This window comes from Klebsiella sp. BIGb0132 (assembly GCF_024810075.1).
GTDB classification, from domain to species: Bacteria; Pseudomonadota; Gammaproteobacteria; order Enterobacterales; family Enterobacteriaceae; genus Klebsiella; species Klebsiella terrigena.
This window is the reverse complement of sequence record NZ_JANUDW010000004.1, coordinates 313,862-333,422: the sequence shown is the minus strand read 5'-3', so window position 1 is coordinate 333,422 and position 19,561 is coordinate 313,862. Positions and strand designations below refer to the sequence as shown.

The 19,561-nt window shown below is 49.4% G+C and carries 8 protein-coding genes and 1 tRNA gene; 2 read left to right on the top strand and 7 right to left on the bottom strand.

The window, feature by feature from the left end:
* Positions 1-30: 30 nt before the first annotated feature.
* The 5 genes from M2416_RS14790 to M2416_RS14770 all read right to left on the bottom strand — a co-directional run bounded on the left by M2416_RS14790 (position 31) and on the right by M2416_RS14770 (position 16,749).
* Entirely contained in the window at positions 31-2,148 is a 2,118-nt protein-coding gene (locus M2416_RS14790) for an ATP-dependent helicase (RefSeq protein WP_259225434.1), read from the bottom strand.
* Positions 2,145-8,486 carry a DEAD/DEAH box helicase gene (locus M2416_RS14785; protein WP_259225432.1) on the bottom strand — a complete coding sequence of 2,114 codons (6,342 nt, stop codon included), beginning with the start codon at positions 8,484-8,486 and terminating at the stop codon, positions 2,145-2,147. Before M2416_RS14785 ends, M2416_RS14790 begins: the two co-directional genes overlap by 4 nt.
* On the bottom strand, positions 8,486-13,408 hold the full coding sequence (locus tag M2416_RS14780; protein WP_259225429.1) for a class I SAM-dependent DNA methyltransferase: 4,923 nt from the start codon (positions 13,406-13,408) through the stop codon (positions 8,486-8,488). Before M2416_RS14780 ends, M2416_RS14785 begins: the two co-directional genes overlap by 1 nt.
* A 2-nt stretch (positions 13,409-13,410) precedes the next feature.
* Positions 13,411-16,269 carry a DEAD/DEAH box helicase gene (locus tag M2416_RS14775; protein WP_259225427.1) on the bottom strand — a complete coding sequence of 953 codons (2,859 nt, stop codon included), beginning with the start codon at positions 16,267-16,269 and terminating at the stop codon, positions 13,411-13,413.
* Positions 16,270-16,521: 252 nt separating this feature from the next.
* Positions 16,522-16,749 (bottom strand): hypothetical protein, encoded by a 228-nt coding sequence (locus M2416_RS14770; RefSeq protein ID WP_259225426.1) that lies wholly within the window; start codon positions 16,747-16,749, stop codon positions 16,522-16,524.
* A 341-nt stretch (positions 16,750-17,090) separates the two neighbouring features.
* Here M2416_RS14770 and M2416_RS14765 point away from each other — a divergent pair, with 341 nt between their 5' ends.
* Positions 17,091-17,294, top strand: a complete 204-nt coding sequence (locus M2416_RS14765) for a hypothetical protein (RefSeq protein ID WP_259225425.1) — start codon at positions 17,091-17,093, stop codon at positions 17,292-17,294.
* On the opposite strand, the gene M2416_RS14760 is transcribed toward M2416_RS14765, so the two are convergent.
* Positions 17,291-18,208 carry a hypothetical protein gene (locus M2416_RS14760; RefSeq protein WP_259225424.1) on the bottom strand — a complete coding sequence of 306 codons (918 nt, stop codon included), beginning with the start codon at positions 18,206-18,208 and terminating at the stop codon, positions 17,291-17,293. The genes M2416_RS14765 and M2416_RS14760 overlap by 4 nt on opposite strands.
* An 84-nt stretch (positions 18,209-18,292) precedes the next feature.
* On the opposite strand from M2416_RS14760, the gene M2416_RS14755 reads away from it, so the two are divergent.
* Positions 18,293-18,685 (top strand): hypothetical protein, encoded by a 393-nt coding sequence (locus M2416_RS14755; RefSeq protein ID WP_259225423.1) that lies wholly within the window; start codon positions 18,293-18,295, stop codon positions 18,683-18,685.
* A 577-nt stretch (positions 18,686-19,262) separates the two neighbouring features.
* Here M2416_RS14755 and M2416_RS14750 read toward each other — a convergent pair.
* Positions 19,263-19,347: transfer RNA gene (locus M2416_RS14750), tRNA-Leu, on the bottom strand.
* Positions 19,348-19,561 lie beyond the last annotated feature (214 nt).

The following is a 19,561-nucleotide window of genomic DNA, read 5'->3' as shown; positions in this document are numbered from 1 at the left end:
TTGCTACTCCTGGCCCATACAAAAAAAATATTACTCCGCTGTTAATAATGTACTTGGGACGCCGTACGAAGAAACAAACAGTCCTTTTACCGCACGAGTTGCTGCAACATGGAGCAGCGCACGTTCATTAAATAGTGCATCACGTTGTTCAACAGGATCGTCAGATGCTATGGCTTTTACTTCCGGTACAACGCCATCGTTGATACCCGCAAGGAACACATACTGGAACTCTAGCCCTTTAATGCGGTGCATTGTTGCAATGCGAACACCGGCCCGTTGATCACTGTCGCCACTATCGTTCCCTAAATTAAAAGTTTCAATTCCCGCTTCATTCAGAGCTGACACATAGCGCTCATTCGTATGCCGCGTGCGGGAAGTAATGCAGATATCCTGGGAACGGACATCATTGGCTAACAACGCCTGAATTTGCTTGATAATCGTCTCAGCCTCTTCCTTAAAATCTGAAGCATGAGTAATCATGGGTTTTTCACCATGAAGCAATGATAAATAATCGTTGCAGGAATCAGTTTCACCATCCAGGTTGTCAACCTTAACGCCGGTTAACAACCCGACAGCAAACTGTCGCGTCTCTTCTGTAGTCCGGTAGTTAATTTTCAGTTTTTTACTACGGCGCCCACGAACGTTAATCCCACACTGACCTAGAACGACTTTATTGCGGTAAATACGCTGATGTCCATCACCCACGATAAAGAGATCGTTAGGAGACTCTGGAACCAGGCTACGAATAAGGGTAAAGGCCGGTGCGCCTATATCCTGAGCTTCATCGACTACGATACTGCTATAAGGCAATTGCACCTGTTTTTCTTTAAACAGAATAATAGCCTCATGCATGGCATCACCCATTTCTCGCAGTTTGGCACGCGCCATTTGTGCCCGGAACTCTTCGAACACAGGCCAGATTTTCGCACGCTGAATACGTGATAACGCCGTGCCACGACCAATACGGCTCACCTTCAGATATTCTTCACGACTGTAAACCGCATTCGGCTGAACAATACGTTGCCACTCTTCTGAATAAAAGTTATCCGGTAATCCCAATTCAGCAGGGACTTGCTGCAAGGCATAGTTCCAGCATTTACGTCGCCCTTCATCGCTGTCATACACCACGCGGAAATCATATCCATGGCGTTTCAGTTGCTCGCTCATCCAGGCATCAATGTTAACAACTTCAATACGCGCCATCTCCTCACGACTACACAAACGCTGGAGGTTGGCGCGAATATCCGCCGCCAGGTTACGGGTGAAGGTTGTGAACAGAACTTTTTTACCGGGTTTATCGGCCAGGCGTTGGGATAACCAACGTGCACGATGCATCGCAACAACTGTTTTACCCGTGCCTGCACCACCTAATACTCGCACCGGACCATTTGCCGGAGACTCCACCAGTTTTCGCTGGCTCGGGTGCAGGAATACACGCCATTTTTCCAGTGGCGCATTGAGCATTTGCAGTAGCTCCTGTTCATTTTCAACGACATGAAAACGACGTTTACTTCTCTCAATTGCCTCAATAAAGTCTTTGGTATCAACAGACTCATCACGGTGATCGTTAAACTCCTCCAGCACTTCCTGGTAATCCAGACCTTCTGCCAGCCAGTGTAGGGGTTCCCAGGCTTCCGCAGGCATCACGCTTTCCAGCTGATTCAGCCCTGTGGTATCCACAAGAGCCATCACCTGCTCAATAAACACAGGTGGAACACCCAGCGCGAGGATCTGCTCCGCAGTATAAGCAGCAAAGAGTTTGGGTTTATCAACAACAGCAGGTTCGGAGGCGGATTTAATATAGCTGACATCAATTACCTGAATCGCACCAGTAACCGGGTGAATTGCACAATCATGTCGCCGCGCCCAGTCGTAGGCTTCATCGTGCTTATCCACCCACATCAGCATATACAGAGCACCCTGCTCAGGTTTCAGGACGATCCCTCGGTAGGTTTGGTCAATACGAACGGAATGCACATTATTGCTGCGTGCATCGTGGATCTTTTCGTAGTTCAGCCCATTACTCGTCGGATCCTGGCGGAACTTGGAGATGAATTCCTGGACCTTTTTTTGCTGTGCTTTAGGAATCCGCGCAAAAGCCTCCAGAAAACCATCAGAAAGTGCCACCATTGGCGCTTGAACCGTCATTTGTCACCTCCGAACAGATGTTGCAATGTACTTTCGTCAATTGGCCCGACCGCAACGAGCCAACCCTTACTTTCGAATAAAGGAGTAAAGTCCTGGTTATCGATAATCAAAGCTTGCTTTTGTAACGGCCAGGCGAGATCGGCTTCCGCAATAATTTCACCATCGTCATCCTGCAATTCATATCCAACTGTCGGTGCCGGTAGTGATAATGACTGAAGCAAAGCGATTTCTTCTGCGCTCAATAAACCAAACTCTAGTATCTCCACCCAGCTCTCGTCATGCTGAATATCCACTACCACCGAAGTCTGCATTTTTACCGTTTCAGGCTCCTGCGGTAAATGAACCGCTTTACGGCTGGTGAATGTCATATCTGGCAGGAACTGCAGTAAATTCACCATCCACCAGAAACCGTTAAATCCGGCTTCATAGCCATCATCCTGCGAATGACGATCGTCAAAGCAAATATGCAGCCTCAACCAATTTCGCATTTGTTCAATACTTGTCGTTGATTTAATGGCTTGTTGAGGAACAACGGCTGCCAGCTCAATGAACTGTTGTGATGAACTACAGCTATCCAGTAAACCACCAAATACAAAAGGTTCATCAGGCAAAAGTGCATTCAACCGATAAGCGGGAGCGTTCTCCTGCATTTCATAGGCGTACTTTTGTTTGGCTCCGGTATCCTGCGACTTTTTAGGATCCAGCCACACCCAAGCAAAGGCAGCGGCCATTTTCTGCCATAGCAGAGTTTTATTACCGGGATCAGAGAGATAATCGAGTAGCAGTGCAAAACTGTTTCTCTCCCTGAATGAACCTTCAAGCGTAGCAAAGTTTGTATCATGGAACGGGTTATAAAACTTAGGCTGTTTCATATCCGGGTTATGACCAAGCCCCATAACATTCTGTACATGTTTAATACCTTGTTCTTGAAGGTCTGCCCAGGTCACTGTCCATACCCAAAAATTACCGCTGTCTTTAATCGCCTGCCGTTTTTGGACATCATCCGACACGCTATCTTTATGAAAAGCAAAACCATCCAGGAAAATTGCTACCGGTTTTATCTTTTCTGACTGCATCAGAGGATAGAGCACATAATCTGGTCGGCTAAGGATGCCTACTCCTTCTTTAACCCCTAAATCAACCTGTGCTTTGAGATGCCAGCTCATCGCCGGTTCTGTACGGGTGTTAATAATCCAGCCTGCATTCTGATGGGCATAACTCCGGCTCACGAGAAGATTTTTGTTATCCTGCAGGCAGTGAATGAACCGTTTTTCCAGTTCACTCCCCATCATGGCATCAAGCGAAATGTTTTTGATGGAATCAATAACGCGTATAGAAGCACTGGCCTTCAGGATTTTCGCCAGTAAGAGACGCGCCTGATCTCTTGATACATACTTCATACGCCCGCGGTCACGGTAAGCGTAAACACAGCGATAGCAGCCGTCTTTATGCGTATCATGGTTGCAGCTGCATTCCACTAGCGCCTTGTAGGCCAGCTCAAGTAATTTCAGCAGGTTGTCAGGTGTACGCATCAATTCTTTGAGTGAGCCAGTCCCCCCTGGTACGGTGTCGTAAATCACCAGATACTGACGCCAGGATTCGCCTTCATTTTCCGGCTCCCGATACACCACGCCTTTCAGGTGATCCACGTTACCTTTGAAGTAATGTTTAAGCCCAAGCTGAATGGCTGCCCCCAGGGAGGCTTCTACCACGCGATCGTTACTGTAGCTGGTTACCGGCAGCAGGATACGCAATGCCTCAGATTCCAGTTGGCGATAGAGGTAGAGATAATCTTCAAACTTCGCTTTTTCGGGTTCAACGCGATATTTACAGCTCAGGTCATGGCGTGGTTCATGATCTCGAGGGCGCTGCACCATGCCGCAGCCGAGGCAAACTTTAAACCCGGTGCGTTTCTTTGCCTCTCCTGCGATCATCAGCTCATTGGCATCATCCGCCATTTTGCCAAAGTTGATATCTCGCAGAGTCACTTTGCTCAAAAACTCAAAGCCAAACGGGATTTCTCCTTCATCAATGGCATAAGCGGCCGATACATCCTCTTTTTCGAAGCTGACCAGCAGCTGTCGCTGGAAGAATGCAGGTTCTCGACTATCGCTCTCATCACTGATCTGGCTGTCACGGGCGCTTGAGCGGGCATAAACCTGGCGGAGCTTCAATAACGTCGTTTTTTGCCCGGCATCAGCCCAACCTGGTGTGCCGCATTTTGGACAGTATTTATCCTGATCGCCGGTCTGATCGATATTCTCGCTGTAGTTACAGTGGCTGCAAATACGCCAGTTTTCAGGCTCAGACACTTTCAGATCAATCTGTTCGATTTCAACTTTATGCCCGCCCGCATAGAAGTTATTCAACGGGGCAAGTTCAGCCAGCGCCGTTGAGGCCGGACGTTCGTATTCGTAGGTCGTGTTCTGATACTCACGCGTCTCCCCACCGTCTTTGCGCCGCCACAGCACAGAACGCAGTGTAATACCGGCCTCCGGGAAGGCATAGTTGGGAAGTAATCCTTCATCGGTGAGGAAATTAAGCGTCTGCTTGTTATTGATCTGGTTCACCAGCGCCATCAGCGCCTGACGTTCCGAAGTTAACTCGCGCATATCGCTATCAAAGTTTTGATCGTGTGGATCGCTCTCCAGCTTATCGATACTGCGCTTGAGTTTATCAATCCGGGAACGCAACGATTTGCGATCTTCCACCAGCAGTTTTAATGCTTGTTCGATACGTTGAACCAGAGAACGCTGCCCTGATGCCCCTTGCAAATATGACAGTAACTGTAGACGAGTGTCTTCCGTAAGATCCGGGAAGATGGACGAGAACTGCTGAGCAATATCCGCATGATGTTGTTCAACATAACGCAGGAAGTTATAAGGGAACCCAGACTTGTGTCCAAACTCCAGCTCGTCCAGCATCTGCTTCACGTTTTTGCTGATAGCAGATGCCGGGACGCCGGTTTTCACCCAGTTGTCCATGCAGAATGCGGCCAGCTGACGCTCCAGGATAGCCGTTGCGTTCAGGAACACACCAGGGGCCTGTACCTGCCCTTGCATCATCTCCAGAGGCTCTTCAAAGAAGAACTGATCGTGCGGGTTCCCCTCAGCCACCGTGATGTTAAGTGCATTGCCGTCTTTACGCCCGGCACGACCAATACGCTGTAAGTAATTAGCCTGCGCGGGTGGAACAGAACAGAGTAATACCGTAGAAAGGTCACCCACATCGATACCCATCTCCAGCGTCGGTGTTGCCGAAAGCAGGTTTATATTCCATGGCTGATTACCGCGGTAGAACGATTGTTCCGTAGCCTCACGATCTTCACGGCTCAGTAATCCGGTATGCTCTGCCCCCTGAACACGAGCGATGTCCATATTATCCCAGTGCCAGGTCACTGTATTTTCAGTTTCCTGATAGCGGCCTTCACAGCGCAGAGAAAGACATGGCGCGTTTCGCCAGTGCCACCCCTGATCGGCCGGTGCCCGAACAACCTCACGACAGCAAGAGCAGTTTAGCTGAACAACATCTCGGCTCACTACCAGCGCTGAAGGTACTAGCCCCCAAGCTTCTTTGCCTTTTGTGTCAAAGTCTTTTACCAACCCGGCCATTTTTAGTGTCGCAAACAGACGTCGTAAAACCGTCTCGGCCAGGCTGCTGATAAACAGATTATTGCCGTTGCTGAGCGTTCGGTTGATCCAATGCTGATACCAGCTGGGGTTGGATTTCGCACCAATCAGTCGATGGAAGCCATTTATTTTTTCAAACGAGGCATAGGCCGGTTTACGCGTTTTCGGACCAATAGACGGCATATAGCGTGAAGTTCGCTCCTTCTGCGTCATCATAAAGGTCTTACCCTCACTCCGATAACTTTCGAACGCCGGATGCAGAACAGCTCCCGCCTGCCGCTGATGCCAAAGAACGCCAATCACCAGGTGTGCCACCTGCTCAACGCTGACCCCAACCATTTCATCACCCAGCTCTTCGGCAAGCTGTTGGTGAAGCGCCGTTATCGCTGAATTGAAACGCGTAATATCAATTCCTGCAGCTGCGTAACCCGTGGCCTCAAGCGTACGTCCAATTCGTGCGCGTAGGGTAAATTCGCTGTATACCTCCCAGTCGAGACGAAGAGAAACCAGCTCCGGTAAATCGGAACTCTCTGCCAGCTGGCCTTCATTCTTCAGCGTCTGGTAATCGTTCATCCACTGCATGTTGGGCGCGATGAAGCTCGCGGCAAAATGAGCGTCATCCGGTGAACGTTCACGCGTCTGCTGGCAGACGCGTGCCGCAAAGGCATCCAACGGTAACGTTTCTTTTTCACCCAACACGCTGGCGATTTGTCCGCGTACCATCAACGGCCAGGTTCGGGCGGTAAAGAAACTGGCGCGGTGTGCGGCATCCTGTACCGAGTCAGAAAACGTAATCAGCTTTTTATGTTCGTTGAACTGGCTGCCATAAAGCTGATGGATCATCACCGCCGACAGGCTGGCCGCCTGTGACCCAAGAATCGAAATACCCTGTTTGCTGTTGCAGTACGGGCATTCGTTGGCAAATTCCAGCTCATCCTTACGCTCTTTGAGCATATCCGGGATAAGTACTTGTAGCAGCCCAGTATGGCCACAATGCCCGCACTGCACGTTAGATTGCTTATTGAGCTTTAAACAGGAAGGGCACAGCTTCTGGTGAACACCGCTGACCGGTTTATCGTTGTTATCCGGAAAGGCCAACACAATAGAACGGCCTTTTTCGAAGAATTGACGATAAATACCGTCCAGGTCGGTTTCGAGTTGAACGCTCTGACCATGGCGAAGGCTCGCCCAACCGGTAGCATGGCAGTCACGACAGTGAATAACGGGAAGATAATGTTCGCGATCTTCCACCGCTACATCATCAGCAAAAACAAGCTCGGGTGTTTTTGACACGCTGGCAACCAGGCGGCGCATCTCACGCAGCCACAGTTGAGAACGTAGTTGCACAAAAGGCAGAACAGGACGCGCTTTGTTCGCCTGCAAACGTTTTTCCCGATCTTTCTGTTTTTCTGGAACATCCAGGCGCGCCTGAGCAATCAGCGCCAGAATGCTTTGCAGCACGCGGGTCGCATGCCCGACACTTTCCGCCAGCATCACCTGGAGATTTTCCAGGCACTGCTGTTCCGACAGAATACCGCCCTGCAAATCCTCAAGCAGTACGTGCAGGATACTGTGGCGACGTAACAATGAGCCCAGCTCAATACGCTTTTCACGTCCGCGATCGCTGTCCAGATCGGCAGGCAATTGCAGTGAACTATCCGGGAACCACAGCGGAATTTGTCCGTTCAGATAATCTACCGGGCTGGCGTACGTTTGTGGATCCAGCGCAGCGCTGACATCCTGGCCCGGATACTGACTGTACTCGATGGTATAACCCTGCAGATACTCTGCCGCCGTGTAGCGATCTTCGCGAATAACCGCGTCATCGCTAAACGGCTGATCAAAGATTGTTTTCGCGTAATCGAGTAGTTGTCCCTGTTCGTCACCTACGGTAGCCGACGTCCCCACGCAGGCAAAACGCTTGTCATCGACACCAATATGATGCTTTAAGCGGCGCACCAGACAGGCCAGATCCGACCCCTGCGCACCATCAAACGTATGCAGTTCATCCACCACCAGATAACGCAGTGACCCAGGCTGGTTATAGCGCCAGAGCTTCTGATCGCCGGGGCGCATCAGCAGGTAATCCAGCATTTTATAGTTGGTCAGCAGGATATCCGGCGGATTCTCACGCAGGGTATGTTTGCAGGTGATGACTTTATCCGCAGACATCTTTTTGCTAGGTTCGATTTCACTGTCGCCAACAAACAGACCGACGGTCACCTTGCCATGCAGTTGTGGATCGCTGGCGATGGTTTTGGCGAAACGGCTGGCCTGATCGGTTGCCAGGGCGTTCATCGGGTAGATGATGATCGCTTTAACACCGGCCTCTGATGCCCCAGCACAATGGTTAAGCAGTGGGAACATAAAACATTCCGTTTTACCGGAACCCGTCCCGGTTGCCACCAGCGTCGGCTGAGGCGTCTCGATACCCAGGCGCTGAAACGCTTGCGCCTGATGCGCGTGCGGTGGGAACGGCAGCGTCAGGTTAGGGAAGAAGTTCAGCGGTAAGTCACTTTTACGAAACGGCAGCTGAGCGGAAAGATACGGCCCTTTCAGCAGCGTTTCCGGCTGGGACAGAAATTGCTCCAGCATCGAGACGTTATTGTTTTCTTCACCGTTAAATAGCGGGCTGTTAAGCGGAAAGGCAGCCCGTAAAAAGGAAGCAACGCTGTCGGCAACCTGCCGACTGACAACGGAAGGCAGCATCAGGTGCTCTCCTTATCTTGTGCAAAGAATGCCCAGGCCACTTTGTAGTCGTCTTCGCGATCCGGCTTGATAAACGGAGCCTGCCAGGTGACGGTTCGGCGCTCGCCTTCGTCGCTGCGGGTATAGTCATCAAAAGTGACGCTGACGGTACCGGTTTGCAGATGCTTGACATCATCCCAGCCGATGGCTTGATCGGTGCAGTCGCCGCTGGTCCATTCAGGGCTGTCGACGTTAAAGACAAAACCGTTTTTCAGGTCCGCTTTACGCGCGGTACGCGGCAGGCCAACGCCCACCAGCCCTTTGCTTGGGGTAAAGATAATTCGGCCGTTTTGATCGTACCAGGTATCGGCTTCGTACTGACGCATTACCGGGAACTGGACGCGATATATAGTCAGCAGCTCTTCGAGGGTTAACCCCAGCGCCTGCGCCGCCAGTACGTCTATTTCCAACAGCGCCTGACGGCGGCTGTAGTCGGAGCGTAATGCACAATTGCGCTGCCACTCAGGAGCCAGGTTGGCGAAGAAATCTTGGGGTAGTTGTGGGAGATTGCGGCTCCAGCGCTGAGTGTTGAAATCTGGGGTATAGCAGGATTGCCAGAGCTCGGCGTATTCACTTGAAAGAGCATTTAATAATAAGGTCCTTATTTTTACACCAAATATTTCTGTATAAACGAACCCACCGAGTTGCGCACCATACAGATCTGATTTTCCAGTTGATTTCAAAATGAAATCATAAACAATTGAATGTGAAAGGCCGGTGAAATTAACCAGAATATTAGTTGACTCAAACGCTGTCGCGACACATGTGTTGATGTTTGCAAATCCCTTGGGAAGAATTGCAGAGATAAAAGATCTCTCAGAAGACCCACCAAACATTCTCCTGTTAACAAAACGATAATAATCCGTCACCTTCCTCGGTTCATCTTCGCCTGGTTCAGTCCATGTAACGCGTGGAGTACGTTTGGCATATTCCTGTGCATCACATGCCGGAATGTAGTTAGTGCGCGGCAGATAGTCATCGGACAAAGTTAGTAGATCGAGGTTATCGTATGCTTTATTCGTGTCACAAACCGCTCTAGGCGTATTATAGAAAGGATTGCCAACAAAAAAATGAGGGCCAGACAAGACCCATTGTGAAGCATCGGTTGGGAATTGAGTTTTTCGTTTGGTTGTTCCATCACGCTGCGCGTATGTTTCGTCAAACATAACCGTTGAAAAATATTGTCCCTGCAAATCTCCCAAACGTTTGGGCTGTATGGCAAATTTTTCAAGCACAGCCACCAATTGTATTGCATGCAATGCAGGAAGACGAGCTTCCAGTGCTGGTGTATCAGCAGAGTCATAAAGACGGGCAAATAGGCCAAGCTGTTTTAAATCAATGTGAACAATTCGGTTTATGTGCCCCTGAAAATTCCACTTAACTTTAACCTTACCATCGATCTCAGTTTCTTCTTTTATACCCGGAACAACTCCAACACCACTATGCCCGAAACTGGCGTCGACTGTTTGTGGAATGAACAAGTTAGAGACATGATAAAATTCTGGATTAACATAAAAAGGACCATAAACATTAATGCTAAATAATGTCTGGTTATGTACCTCAGAGAATAATTTAGTTTCATTAATGAACTGAAAATGCGCCCTCAGCCTCGGATACACCGACGCACGCAATTGCCCGCCTTTCGGATCGTCATAAATCCCTTCCGGGTGCAGGAAACCTGCCACACCTTTCTGAGCCCCTAAGCGCCATGCCTGCGGCAGGAAGCATTTATACAGATTAGTCTGCACACCGCGTAGTACAGGGTAGTTCTGCTGCGCATTAAGGAAGTTTTGCATCCCTTCACAACCTTCGTACTCGCTGCGCCATGCATCTTCCAGTGCCGGAATCTGGTTAAAAGTATCAATACGCAATGTTGCCAGTCTAGAGGCGCTCAGCTTACGCAGCACAAACTCCGGCTCGTAGTCACCCAGCACGCCAGCTTCCTGCCATTCTACTTTCAACCACGGCGGGTTTCCAAGCATCAGGTCGAAACCACCGCGCTCGGCAAATAGATCGCAAAACTCCAGATCCCAATGGAAGAAACGGTGCTGCTTCTTCAGCGCATCAACAATCGCCAGACGTGGTAAATGGCGGAACAGCACATCGGTTTTCAGGCGTCCTGCACCGGAAAATAGCGAAGACTCTTCACGCACAATGCCCTCATCAGCAAACAGCTCGCCGGTGGTCTGTTCTGTGGTTTCAGTAACTCTTTCTGTGACGACAATACCGTCGATCAGCGTCTCCATCTCCATCAGCCACATGCCGCGATCTGGCAGTTCATTCGCTTTGTCGATTGGCCAGAACCATAGCGTACACCAGTAGTCCATCACCCAGCGCAGTTTCTGATAGGTACTGTTATCTTCGAGGCGACCGCTGAAGGTTTCATCTTTGCTGCGTAAAGAAGAGCGGATTTGCTCCGTACTTTCAGCAGGCCATACCGGGTAGTTATCGGCGGTTTTCTGGCGCTCGGCCCTCAGCTGCTGACGGAACGTGTTCCAGAGCGCTTCCACTTTGCCGCTGATGCGCTGCACATCGACAATCTCATGCGGTGCAAAGCTTTTGGTAAACTCTTTGCGCCAGCTGTCCAGTGCTCTGAAATCATCCGGATAGCGCTGCTTAACGGTCTTGTCGCTGTAGTTGGCCATACCGCTATCCGGCAGCAGGAAGTGGAAAATCTGCTTCTCTTCGCGTGTAATATTCATCGCCAGCTCGGCCGGTTCGCTGTTAAGCCAGCTCGGATCTTTCGCTTTTTTGTAGGTCAGCTCGCTCTTGTTGAACACCTGACGGCGTGCGCCCACCAGCGAGTTGCCGCAGTGCAGCTGGTAGCCAAACCACGGTACAAATGCATCGCCGCTTATGGCGTTCAGCCACAGCGACACTTCCGCCAGTTCCACCGCCACCGGATTTAAGTCCACGCCGAAGACGTTGTTGTCGGCAATGTACATCTTCACCCGTTGCAGCTCCTGGGTGTAGCGATCCTGAGGAATGCGGCGACCTTCCGCCTGCTGTTTGTGGAACAGGTAAGCTTCCGCCAGCTGGTTGATAGCTTCGTTAAGGAACGCCGCGCTACCCATCGCCGGTTCGCATACGGTGAGATTTAAGATGGCATCGGCTTTGGCATGCGGATCGATAATCGGATCAATTTGCTCTTTAAACAGCTCTTTCAGGGCATACTTGACTAACGAGCGGGTCAACACTTCCGGGGTGTAGTAAGAGGCGGATTTTTCGCGGTCGCGTCCGGCCATGCGGTAGATAAAACTTCCTTTACGATGAATACGAAGGCTACCGTCTTTTTCGTAGACCTTCTCGTCGTCGTGGTATTTGCCGATCTCGTCTTTGCTGACGAAATAGCCCGTCTCCAGCTCGTTAAACTCTTCTCCGGCTTTTTTCACCTCGTAGAGGTCATCACTGGCGAAGAATCCGCGGTAGGAGAGCAGCGCTTCATACACCGCACCTAACTGGTTGATACCCAGCTGGCGATAGGAGATACGCCCCCGGCGGTTAAAACGTCCTTTACCCGGACGGCTTAACGACATCGCCTGAATAATTTGTTGCAGGGTTTCGTTGCGGAACACCACACGGTTAAGAATACGGGTGTTATTCGCTTCAAAAAGATGGCTTTCCAGACGCGGCACGCTGAACTGATGGCTGTGAATAGTGATCCGGTCGCCGCTCTCCAGGTCGCTCTGCATTTTCACGCCGCCGCTGTAGCCGTCACGCACCAGTTTGAACAGCATATTCAGGCTATCGTGGAAGTAGCGCCCATTGCGATCTTCTTCGCTTGTCAGCGAGATCATCTCCAGATCGCGCAGCGTTTCCAGGCTGTAGCCCTGTAGATAGGTTTTGGCGGTCATCGGCGCATAGCCCAGTTCCGGGCGCGCTTCGATATAGAACAGGAACAACAGACGATACATATACCGCAGACATTCACGGCTCAACTCATCCGGGTTAATAGCACGTTTCCCGGTATAATAAGCCAGCTCGTTGTCGATGAGATAACGCATCGCTTCATTACCCAACAGCTCAATGCTCTCACGCAGGGCATATTTCAGATCTTCCGACACGCCAAACGCATGCTTGTGCGAATTGTCATCCAGCGAATCGAGGTACGGCGCACCGCTGCCTGGCAACAGCGAATCTTTGTGTAGCAACACCGATGTCGCTTTCAGGATATCTATCTCGCGACGACTTAAAATTTCTTCAAAATCAAAACGCAGCAGACGGTTTTGCGCCCACTTAGTACGATCCAGCAATAACAGCTGGCGGTTGCCAAGCAGCAGCACAAAACGCGGCGGTTCATTTTGTGTGAAGACAACCGTGGAGAGCAGATCCTGCCAGCTGCGATATTCACCGTTGGCTTTTTTACGCAGGCTGTCGCGCTTATATTTATCGGTATCTGCCGGGAACTGCGCGGTCAGCAGCGACAGCGCCAGCGGATCCAGCGTTCCTTCGTCCTGGTCATGTGCTTCAACAATCCACAGCCAGGGACTGCCGTCAGTGCTGTTGTAACGAGCCAGTACCGGCAAAGCCGTATCGTCATCCAGCATCTGAATGTGCGGATTAAGTTCATAACCCAATGCCTTTAACAGCGGCTGCCAGCGACTGCGCTGATCGGCAAGACGCTGCGGGATCTGGCGCTGTTTCTCATGTTCAGTAAGTTTGCGGAAAAACTCTGTCGCCAGGCTGTAAAGCTGGTTCCACGGTGCGCGGTAGCCCGCCTCAACCTCTTTGCCCTGTTCACGGGCAGCGCGTTCAGCTTCGCGAGCGGCATTTTCCTGCTCAATCCAGGGTTCCAGTACATCGCGGATATCACTGGTAAAGACTTCGCCCAGATAATGGTTGGAGTAAAATTCGTTTTCGTTATTAATACCGACCAGCGCCATGATTAGCCCTCCGCTCCGGTGATTACAGCAATAACCTGAATGTAGGGCTCTTTTTCGGTGGTCATGGTGTCCTCAATCCATTGGATATAGCTGTCAAAATTGTGTTCAATTTCGCGCTGACGTTGTTCTTTGCGGCTCTGTTTCACTGAAAGCTGCTGTTTATTATCGGCAAAATCCAGCTCCAGTTGACTCAACTGACGCCCACGCAGAACGTCCAGCTTTTGCAGATGCTCGTTGAGCTGCTGATTGATATGCTCCTCAAAAGCATTTCGATCGTGAACAAACACATCCCGCGCATGTGCGATTGCCGCTTCCAGCAGATCCTGCTGACGCTGGTGGTTACGATCTTTACCACCACTGTTAGTCAGTTTGCTTCTCAATTGCGGATGTCGTTTCAGGAACTCAGCAAAAGGCAGGCTACCGCTTAACGTTTCGCGGTTAAAGCTCACCACCAGCCACGGGTTCACCATCGGGTGCGACTTACGGTTCGGGAACAGCCCGGAAAGGATGAAGTGATCTTCATCAGGCTCAAACAGGTGCGGCAGGCGCAATACCGGAGCCTGGTGGCGACCAAAGGCGGACTGAATTTTGTCGTCTAACCACTGCACGATCGGGTTAATTTGCCAGAGATACTGCACATCGGGCCAGGCATGTTGCTCACCGCGCGCACGCGAAATGGCTTCCGTGATAACCGTTTTGTCCTGGCTTAGATAAAGCTGCCAGTTTTCCGGCGCAATTTCCGGCGGTAACTGGTTAAAGCGACGGCGTAACTCCTCCGGTGCGACCAGCGATAAGGTGTTATCAGGCAAGGTCTCGTATTGCACGGTCTGGCCGCTGGCCTTCAGATAGCCCAGCACTTTTTCGCAGTATGCCTGCTCATTATCAAACAGGGTAATGTCGCTTTCGGTCACGGCTGAGGCATCGTTGGACACTGCGCTGCAGATTTCGCCAAACAGGTCGTTTCCAGTATTTTCAGTGACATTGCTATTCAACAGATCATCGAACAGGCTGGCACCATCGTCCTGCATCATGAATTCAGCAACCTGCTCTTCTTCCTCTTCCTGCGTAAATTTGCCGGTAAATTCGGAGCTGTCACCGATATTCTTCTGCGCCTGTTCGTCTTTATTGATCAGCACTTCCAGCACGCGCATATCACCGTTGATCTGCGGTTCGTTGGCTTCAGTCAGCAAGTAGCGGATCTGTGGCTGGTGTTTTTGCCCGTAGCGGTCAATACGTCCGTTACGCTGCTGGAATACCATCAGCGACCACGGAATATCGAAGTGAATCATTTTATGGCTGAGGTGGTGCAGGTTGATACCTTCAGACGCGACATCCGAGCAGATGAGCAGGCGTAGCGGAGACTGGGATTTGCCAAACGCTTCGACGGTTTTCATGAGAACTGTATCCCCCTGATCGCCTCGCAACGTGTCAATTTGATCGTCTTTCAGCTTGAGATCGGAACGCAGTTGCTGCTCAAGGAACTCGAGCGTTTTGATACTCTCGGTAAAGATCACCAAACGATCTTCCGTGTTATTCGCTTTCCAGCGGAGATCGTTTCGGATGGTCTCCAGCAACAACTGATACTTGCTGAACTGACTGGCATCAATATTATGGAGCGCCAGCAGCAGTGACTCTAATTCGTTAATCTGGCTCTGACTGTTTATTTCTTTGTGGTTCTCAAGCCGCTTCAGGCGGTTAGCCACCACGCTGGCAAATGCCATTGGACTGGAGAACAACGCCTTTTCGAGCGTAATTTTGAACAGGCGGCCCTTATTTGACCGCGAGTCTTCATCATCATCGTCACGGAACTGACTCTCAACCAATCGGCGGTAGGTTTCCTCTTCAGCTCCGGTTGCCGGGCGCATCAATTTGACGATATTGCGCTCCGGAAACTCGCCAGCCATCTGATCTTTTACGTCTTTTTTGAAGCGACGCACAACCAGATTTTTATCGGCAAAATCGGCGTATTCATACTCTTTCGGATTGGCAATGGCTGTCGGGTCGAGCATGTTCATCAGGCTGGCAAAACTTTCAGCTTTGCCGTCATGCGGCGTAGCTGAAAGCATAATCAGCGTATCGCTGCGCCCGGCGAGCAATTTTGCCAGTTTGCTGCGCAAAGAGCTGGTCCCACGTTCAGCGACATTATGCGCTTCATCGATAACAATAATATCCCACCAGGCGTTTTCCAGGTGATGGCGATATTCGATGTCCTGTTTCAGGGTATCGATGGAGATAATGGTCTTATCGAAATAATGGAACGGGTTGTGGTTGGTTGGGATGCGGTTACGCACCTTTTGTAAACCAGCTGAGTCAAGCCGCGTCAACGGAATAGCAAAACGGCTCCAGAACTCTTTCTGGAATTGCGTGAGCATGGATTTAACCGCCAGCACCAGAATGCGTTTGCCACGTCCACGGCGAATCAGCTCTGAAACCAGGATACCGGCTTCAAGCGTTTTACCCAACCCTACCGCATCAGCAATTAATATCCCCTGGCGCGGTTGCGCCAGTGCCATGCGCGTGGGATCGAGCTGAAAGGGCATGGAATCCATCGCAGCCTGATGTCCAAAATGGACTTTGCTGTCAGTCGGGACGCGTTGGCGTAGCTGGCTCTCTATGTACAATTGAGCCGCCTGGTAATTGGCTGACTCATCTTCCACCAGATTTGTTTTTGCTGGATCAAGAATCTCGACTTTTTGCTCCAGCTTTGTCAGAAACAGCCCTTCTTTACCGCGTACCAGCTCCGAAATGCCATCACAGGTCAGCAGGTAACCACCATCTCCGCTGTCATCCGCCCGGCGAATGCGCCACTCTGCATCACGAATAACCACCCGCATTCCAGGTGCATAATTTTGCTCATTCATCGGTTTTTCTGTCTGTATGAGGCAGTGGTGATAACACTATCCCGAGCGATATGTCGCTGCACACTGCGATAAAAAAGAGGGCCTTAAAGATAACATGAAGGGTGGCGTCAGGGGGGACAAAATGGAATGTAATACGCAGAAATAACGCATAAATTTCAAACAGCGATAGTTAAAAAGTGAGCTGGGTCAACTCCCCCACACTGAGTCGGTGGGGGAGAATTCGTGATTAAGGGACGAAGGTTATAGACCGTGTTAGTTCTCAACCATCAATCGGGAAAGCTTGGCAAAAATCGAACTCTTACTACTTTCGCCGCTCCTGAGCATATCCAGGGTGAAGCTATTGAGGTAAGCACCAGTTAACGGGTGGTTAAATACATCGACGGCCTTACCTTGAGCATCCCATATCAGCAGATTTTCTACCAGCTTAGGCCGTGCAATAGTAGGATTTGTAGGCTGAGCATCGCTTACCAGAACAAACACTCCTTTCTCATGCGGTTGCAGGTAAATATGGTGATGCTTCATCTTTTGAGTTTTGGTCAACGAGTCGTATTTCGAGCGGCCCCATGAATCCCTGAATAACCTGACGCCGGAAGAATACCGGCTGATGGCTGAGAAACCGGAAATCTCAAAAAGTGTGTGGAACTAAAACGGGTATGCTTACAGGATCAGCCGTCCTGATATTTTGGGATTTTGCGGAATGAGGATTTCGGCAGGATGCGCGGCGCTTAGCAATGCAGCCGTTGAGATGGGATATTTTCCTTGATCAGCTGTAGAGTGGAGGCATGGCCTTTTGGAGTCGCCCACGGCGGGGGAGGTTTGAGATGAATAAAGCATTAGCCATTATTTTACTGTGCTTGGGAGCTGCTAAGGCGTCAGCTTTGCAGGTAACGCTAACTGATGTTGAACGTGTGGAGAATGGCAGAACAGCCCTATGCGTTTACACAGGGCATAACATCACGCGCACTGTTGAGGTTCCAGCAAGCCAGAATTGCAAGGCGGCTATGTCATTCGAAACTGAGAATTAATAATTTTCTCTTAGAATTTGATCATAGCGTTCTACAAAGGTTGTTAGCTTCTCGCTGTCGTAAGTTGCTATCCATTTATTCATCCCTTCCTCAAATAGAGGTATAAAGTCTACATAATTGAAGAATGTAATTCCTGAATGTGTTCGAGTCGGTGTACCTTGAGGGGCAATTGAATAGCTAATCCTTCTTTCATCACCCTGCATCACTTTGCGTGAATTAAGATTCGTCATGTGTAGAAGTGAATGTCTTAACTCGTATAACTCTCCAGATGTTATTTCAAGACTTGTAAGATCACAATATCTATCCAGCCATTTAGGAAATGCTTTATTCACCCCTCCAAACTCCAAATAGCCTATGGTATCAATAAATGACATTAGTAATTTAATACTGGAGAGATAATGTTTATTCTTGAAGAGTAAATGAATAGGCTTTACGTGATCGTCAACAAGTAACTCCTTGAATTTTAACACTCCATTCACAAAATACTTATCAAGGTAATCGGGCATTTCTTTTACTCCAGGGACGCTATTGGCTGTAAAATCACTTATTCTTACTTCTTTATCTGCTGGAATGGATGCGTCGATTTGAACTTGGCCATTTTTAATCGCTGTATAGATTACTAATGGATTACGAGAAGCATTTTTAGCCTGCAAAGCTGTATCAAATACTATGAGTGGATTACCAACTCTTGCCATAGCCGAAAACCGGCTATTTGATAAAAACTGTTCTTCACCTAAAGCACTTGGGTCTACATCATAATGTTCACAAATAGCTACGTCAGAATAAATGTGCTTCTTTAAGTGGTTTATCTTCTCTTCATCAGTACCATTCACTTTGTGTGCAACTATGCCAACATGCGTTATTCGGTCGTCACTTGAGGCAAAGTAAAATAGGTTATAAACATCTTCTAACATACGCCTACCTTTATAGTTGTGTTATTCTTAAAGTACATAACTAAATTATAAAGCTGTTAAAAAATCTGAAATGGAGAGTAGTTAATGGGTGATTTTATCATTAATCTCGTTATGAGCCTCGTTACAGGTGGCTACATGGGGATTGTTGTATCAAAAGCTGTAGCATTCTCTAATATCAAAAAAGAAGCGTTACGCATAGTCCGCGCGATAGATACCCTTGGGCCTAAAGGCGAAGTTTTCCATAACACAGAAAATCTTAATACCCTAATGCTGATGAGTTCAGAGCTAAGAGGTTTGAATCACCAAGAAGCAGCAAATGTCATTAACCGAGTGTTTAATGAAATTCGCAAAGAGGCTGACTCACCATCTGCGGATTCATCGATCAGGGGCGCTATTTTAGAAGATGCCCAAGTAAAAATCCGAACATTGCCAGTTAATAAAATAGTGCTGTTTAACCCTTTCGATTTTAGCTTGTAAAGATACCGCTTAAGGGGAGACTTTTACCACTACATTATCCATTTGTAGCGATTGAACTATGGTCTCCCCCTTTGGCCTGAGCTATGCGTTCTCTTCACCACTTGATGATTTGAGCAATAGAAGCCAATAAGCGCCGTGATGGGGTATTAACCGATCAGCGCCGTAGGCGTCATCTGTGTTCTGCTTTCACTCATTCTCTTATCAGGTAGCCGTTATAGTCCGGTGGCTGAAACCGTGGCAGAGCCAGATACTTTCCCGATCTGGTTAGGATTCCCATCTATCGCCTGTTTATTCCCTGTGCTGTCTCTCGACATGGCATTACGGAACACCGCGCAAAGTGTGGAACGAATGAAAGTTTTGGGATGGTTTAGAGACGTGGGCAACGTCATAGCTTTTCAAGTTGAGTACTGTACGTGTTTGAAGCTTGGAACTACACGCCGCTATGAGATAGTATTCCCGAAGATCTGCCACTACTAACTAAGCGGCAATTTCTGGTGAAAGACTTATTACATTTCTTACATGCAAATGAGATAGAATTTTACGTCTAACTCACTGTTTAATAAGAAATTAAAGTGAATGGTGCCGAAGGCCGGACTCGAACCGGCACGTATTTCTACGGTTGATTTTGAATCAACTGCGTCTACCGATTTCGCCACTCCGGCACAGAAGGGATACGGAAACGTTGTGGATTATACCTGTCGTTGGCTGCCATGCAAGCAACAGCGTATGCCGGCTACGCTAAGTGTCGAAAAAAACAGCGTAACCCGCCTTATGCCGCGCTAACCCGCGTGCTCCCCTGCTCTCTCAGGACCTTATCTCCGAACCTGCTCGCAAAAAACTGCAAACGCTTCAGGGCGGTTTACATTTTCAGCCATT

Excerpts from the sequence above, each read along its gene's own strand:
- M2416_RS14790 (WP_259225434.1), bottom strand. The coding sequence starts at position 2,148 with ATGACGGTTCAAGCGCCAATGGTGGCACTTTCTGATGGTTTTCTGGAG.
- M2416_RS14785 (WP_259225432.1), bottom strand. The coding sequence starts at position 8,486 with ATGCTGCCTTCCGTTGTCAGTCGGCAGGTTGCCGACAGCGTTGCTTCC.
- M2416_RS14780 (WP_259225429.1), bottom strand. The coding sequence starts at position 13,408 with ATGGCGCTGGTCGGTATTAATAACGAAAACGAATTTTACTCCAACCAT.
- M2416_RS14775 (WP_259225427.1), bottom strand. The coding sequence starts at position 16,269 with ATGAATGAGCAAAATTATGCACCTGGAATGCGGGTGGTTATTCGTGAT.
- M2416_RS14765 (WP_259225425.1), top strand. The coding sequence starts at position 17,091 with ATGAATAAAGCATTAGCCATTATTTTACTGTGCTTGGGAGCTGCTAAG.
- M2416_RS14760 (WP_259225424.1), bottom strand. The coding sequence starts at position 18,208 with ATGTTAGAAGATGTTTATAACCTATTTTACTTTGCCTCAAGTGACGAC.
- M2416_RS14755 (WP_259225423.1), top strand. The coding sequence starts at position 18,293 with ATGGGTGATTTTATCATTAATCTCGTTATGAGCCTCGTTACAGGTGGC.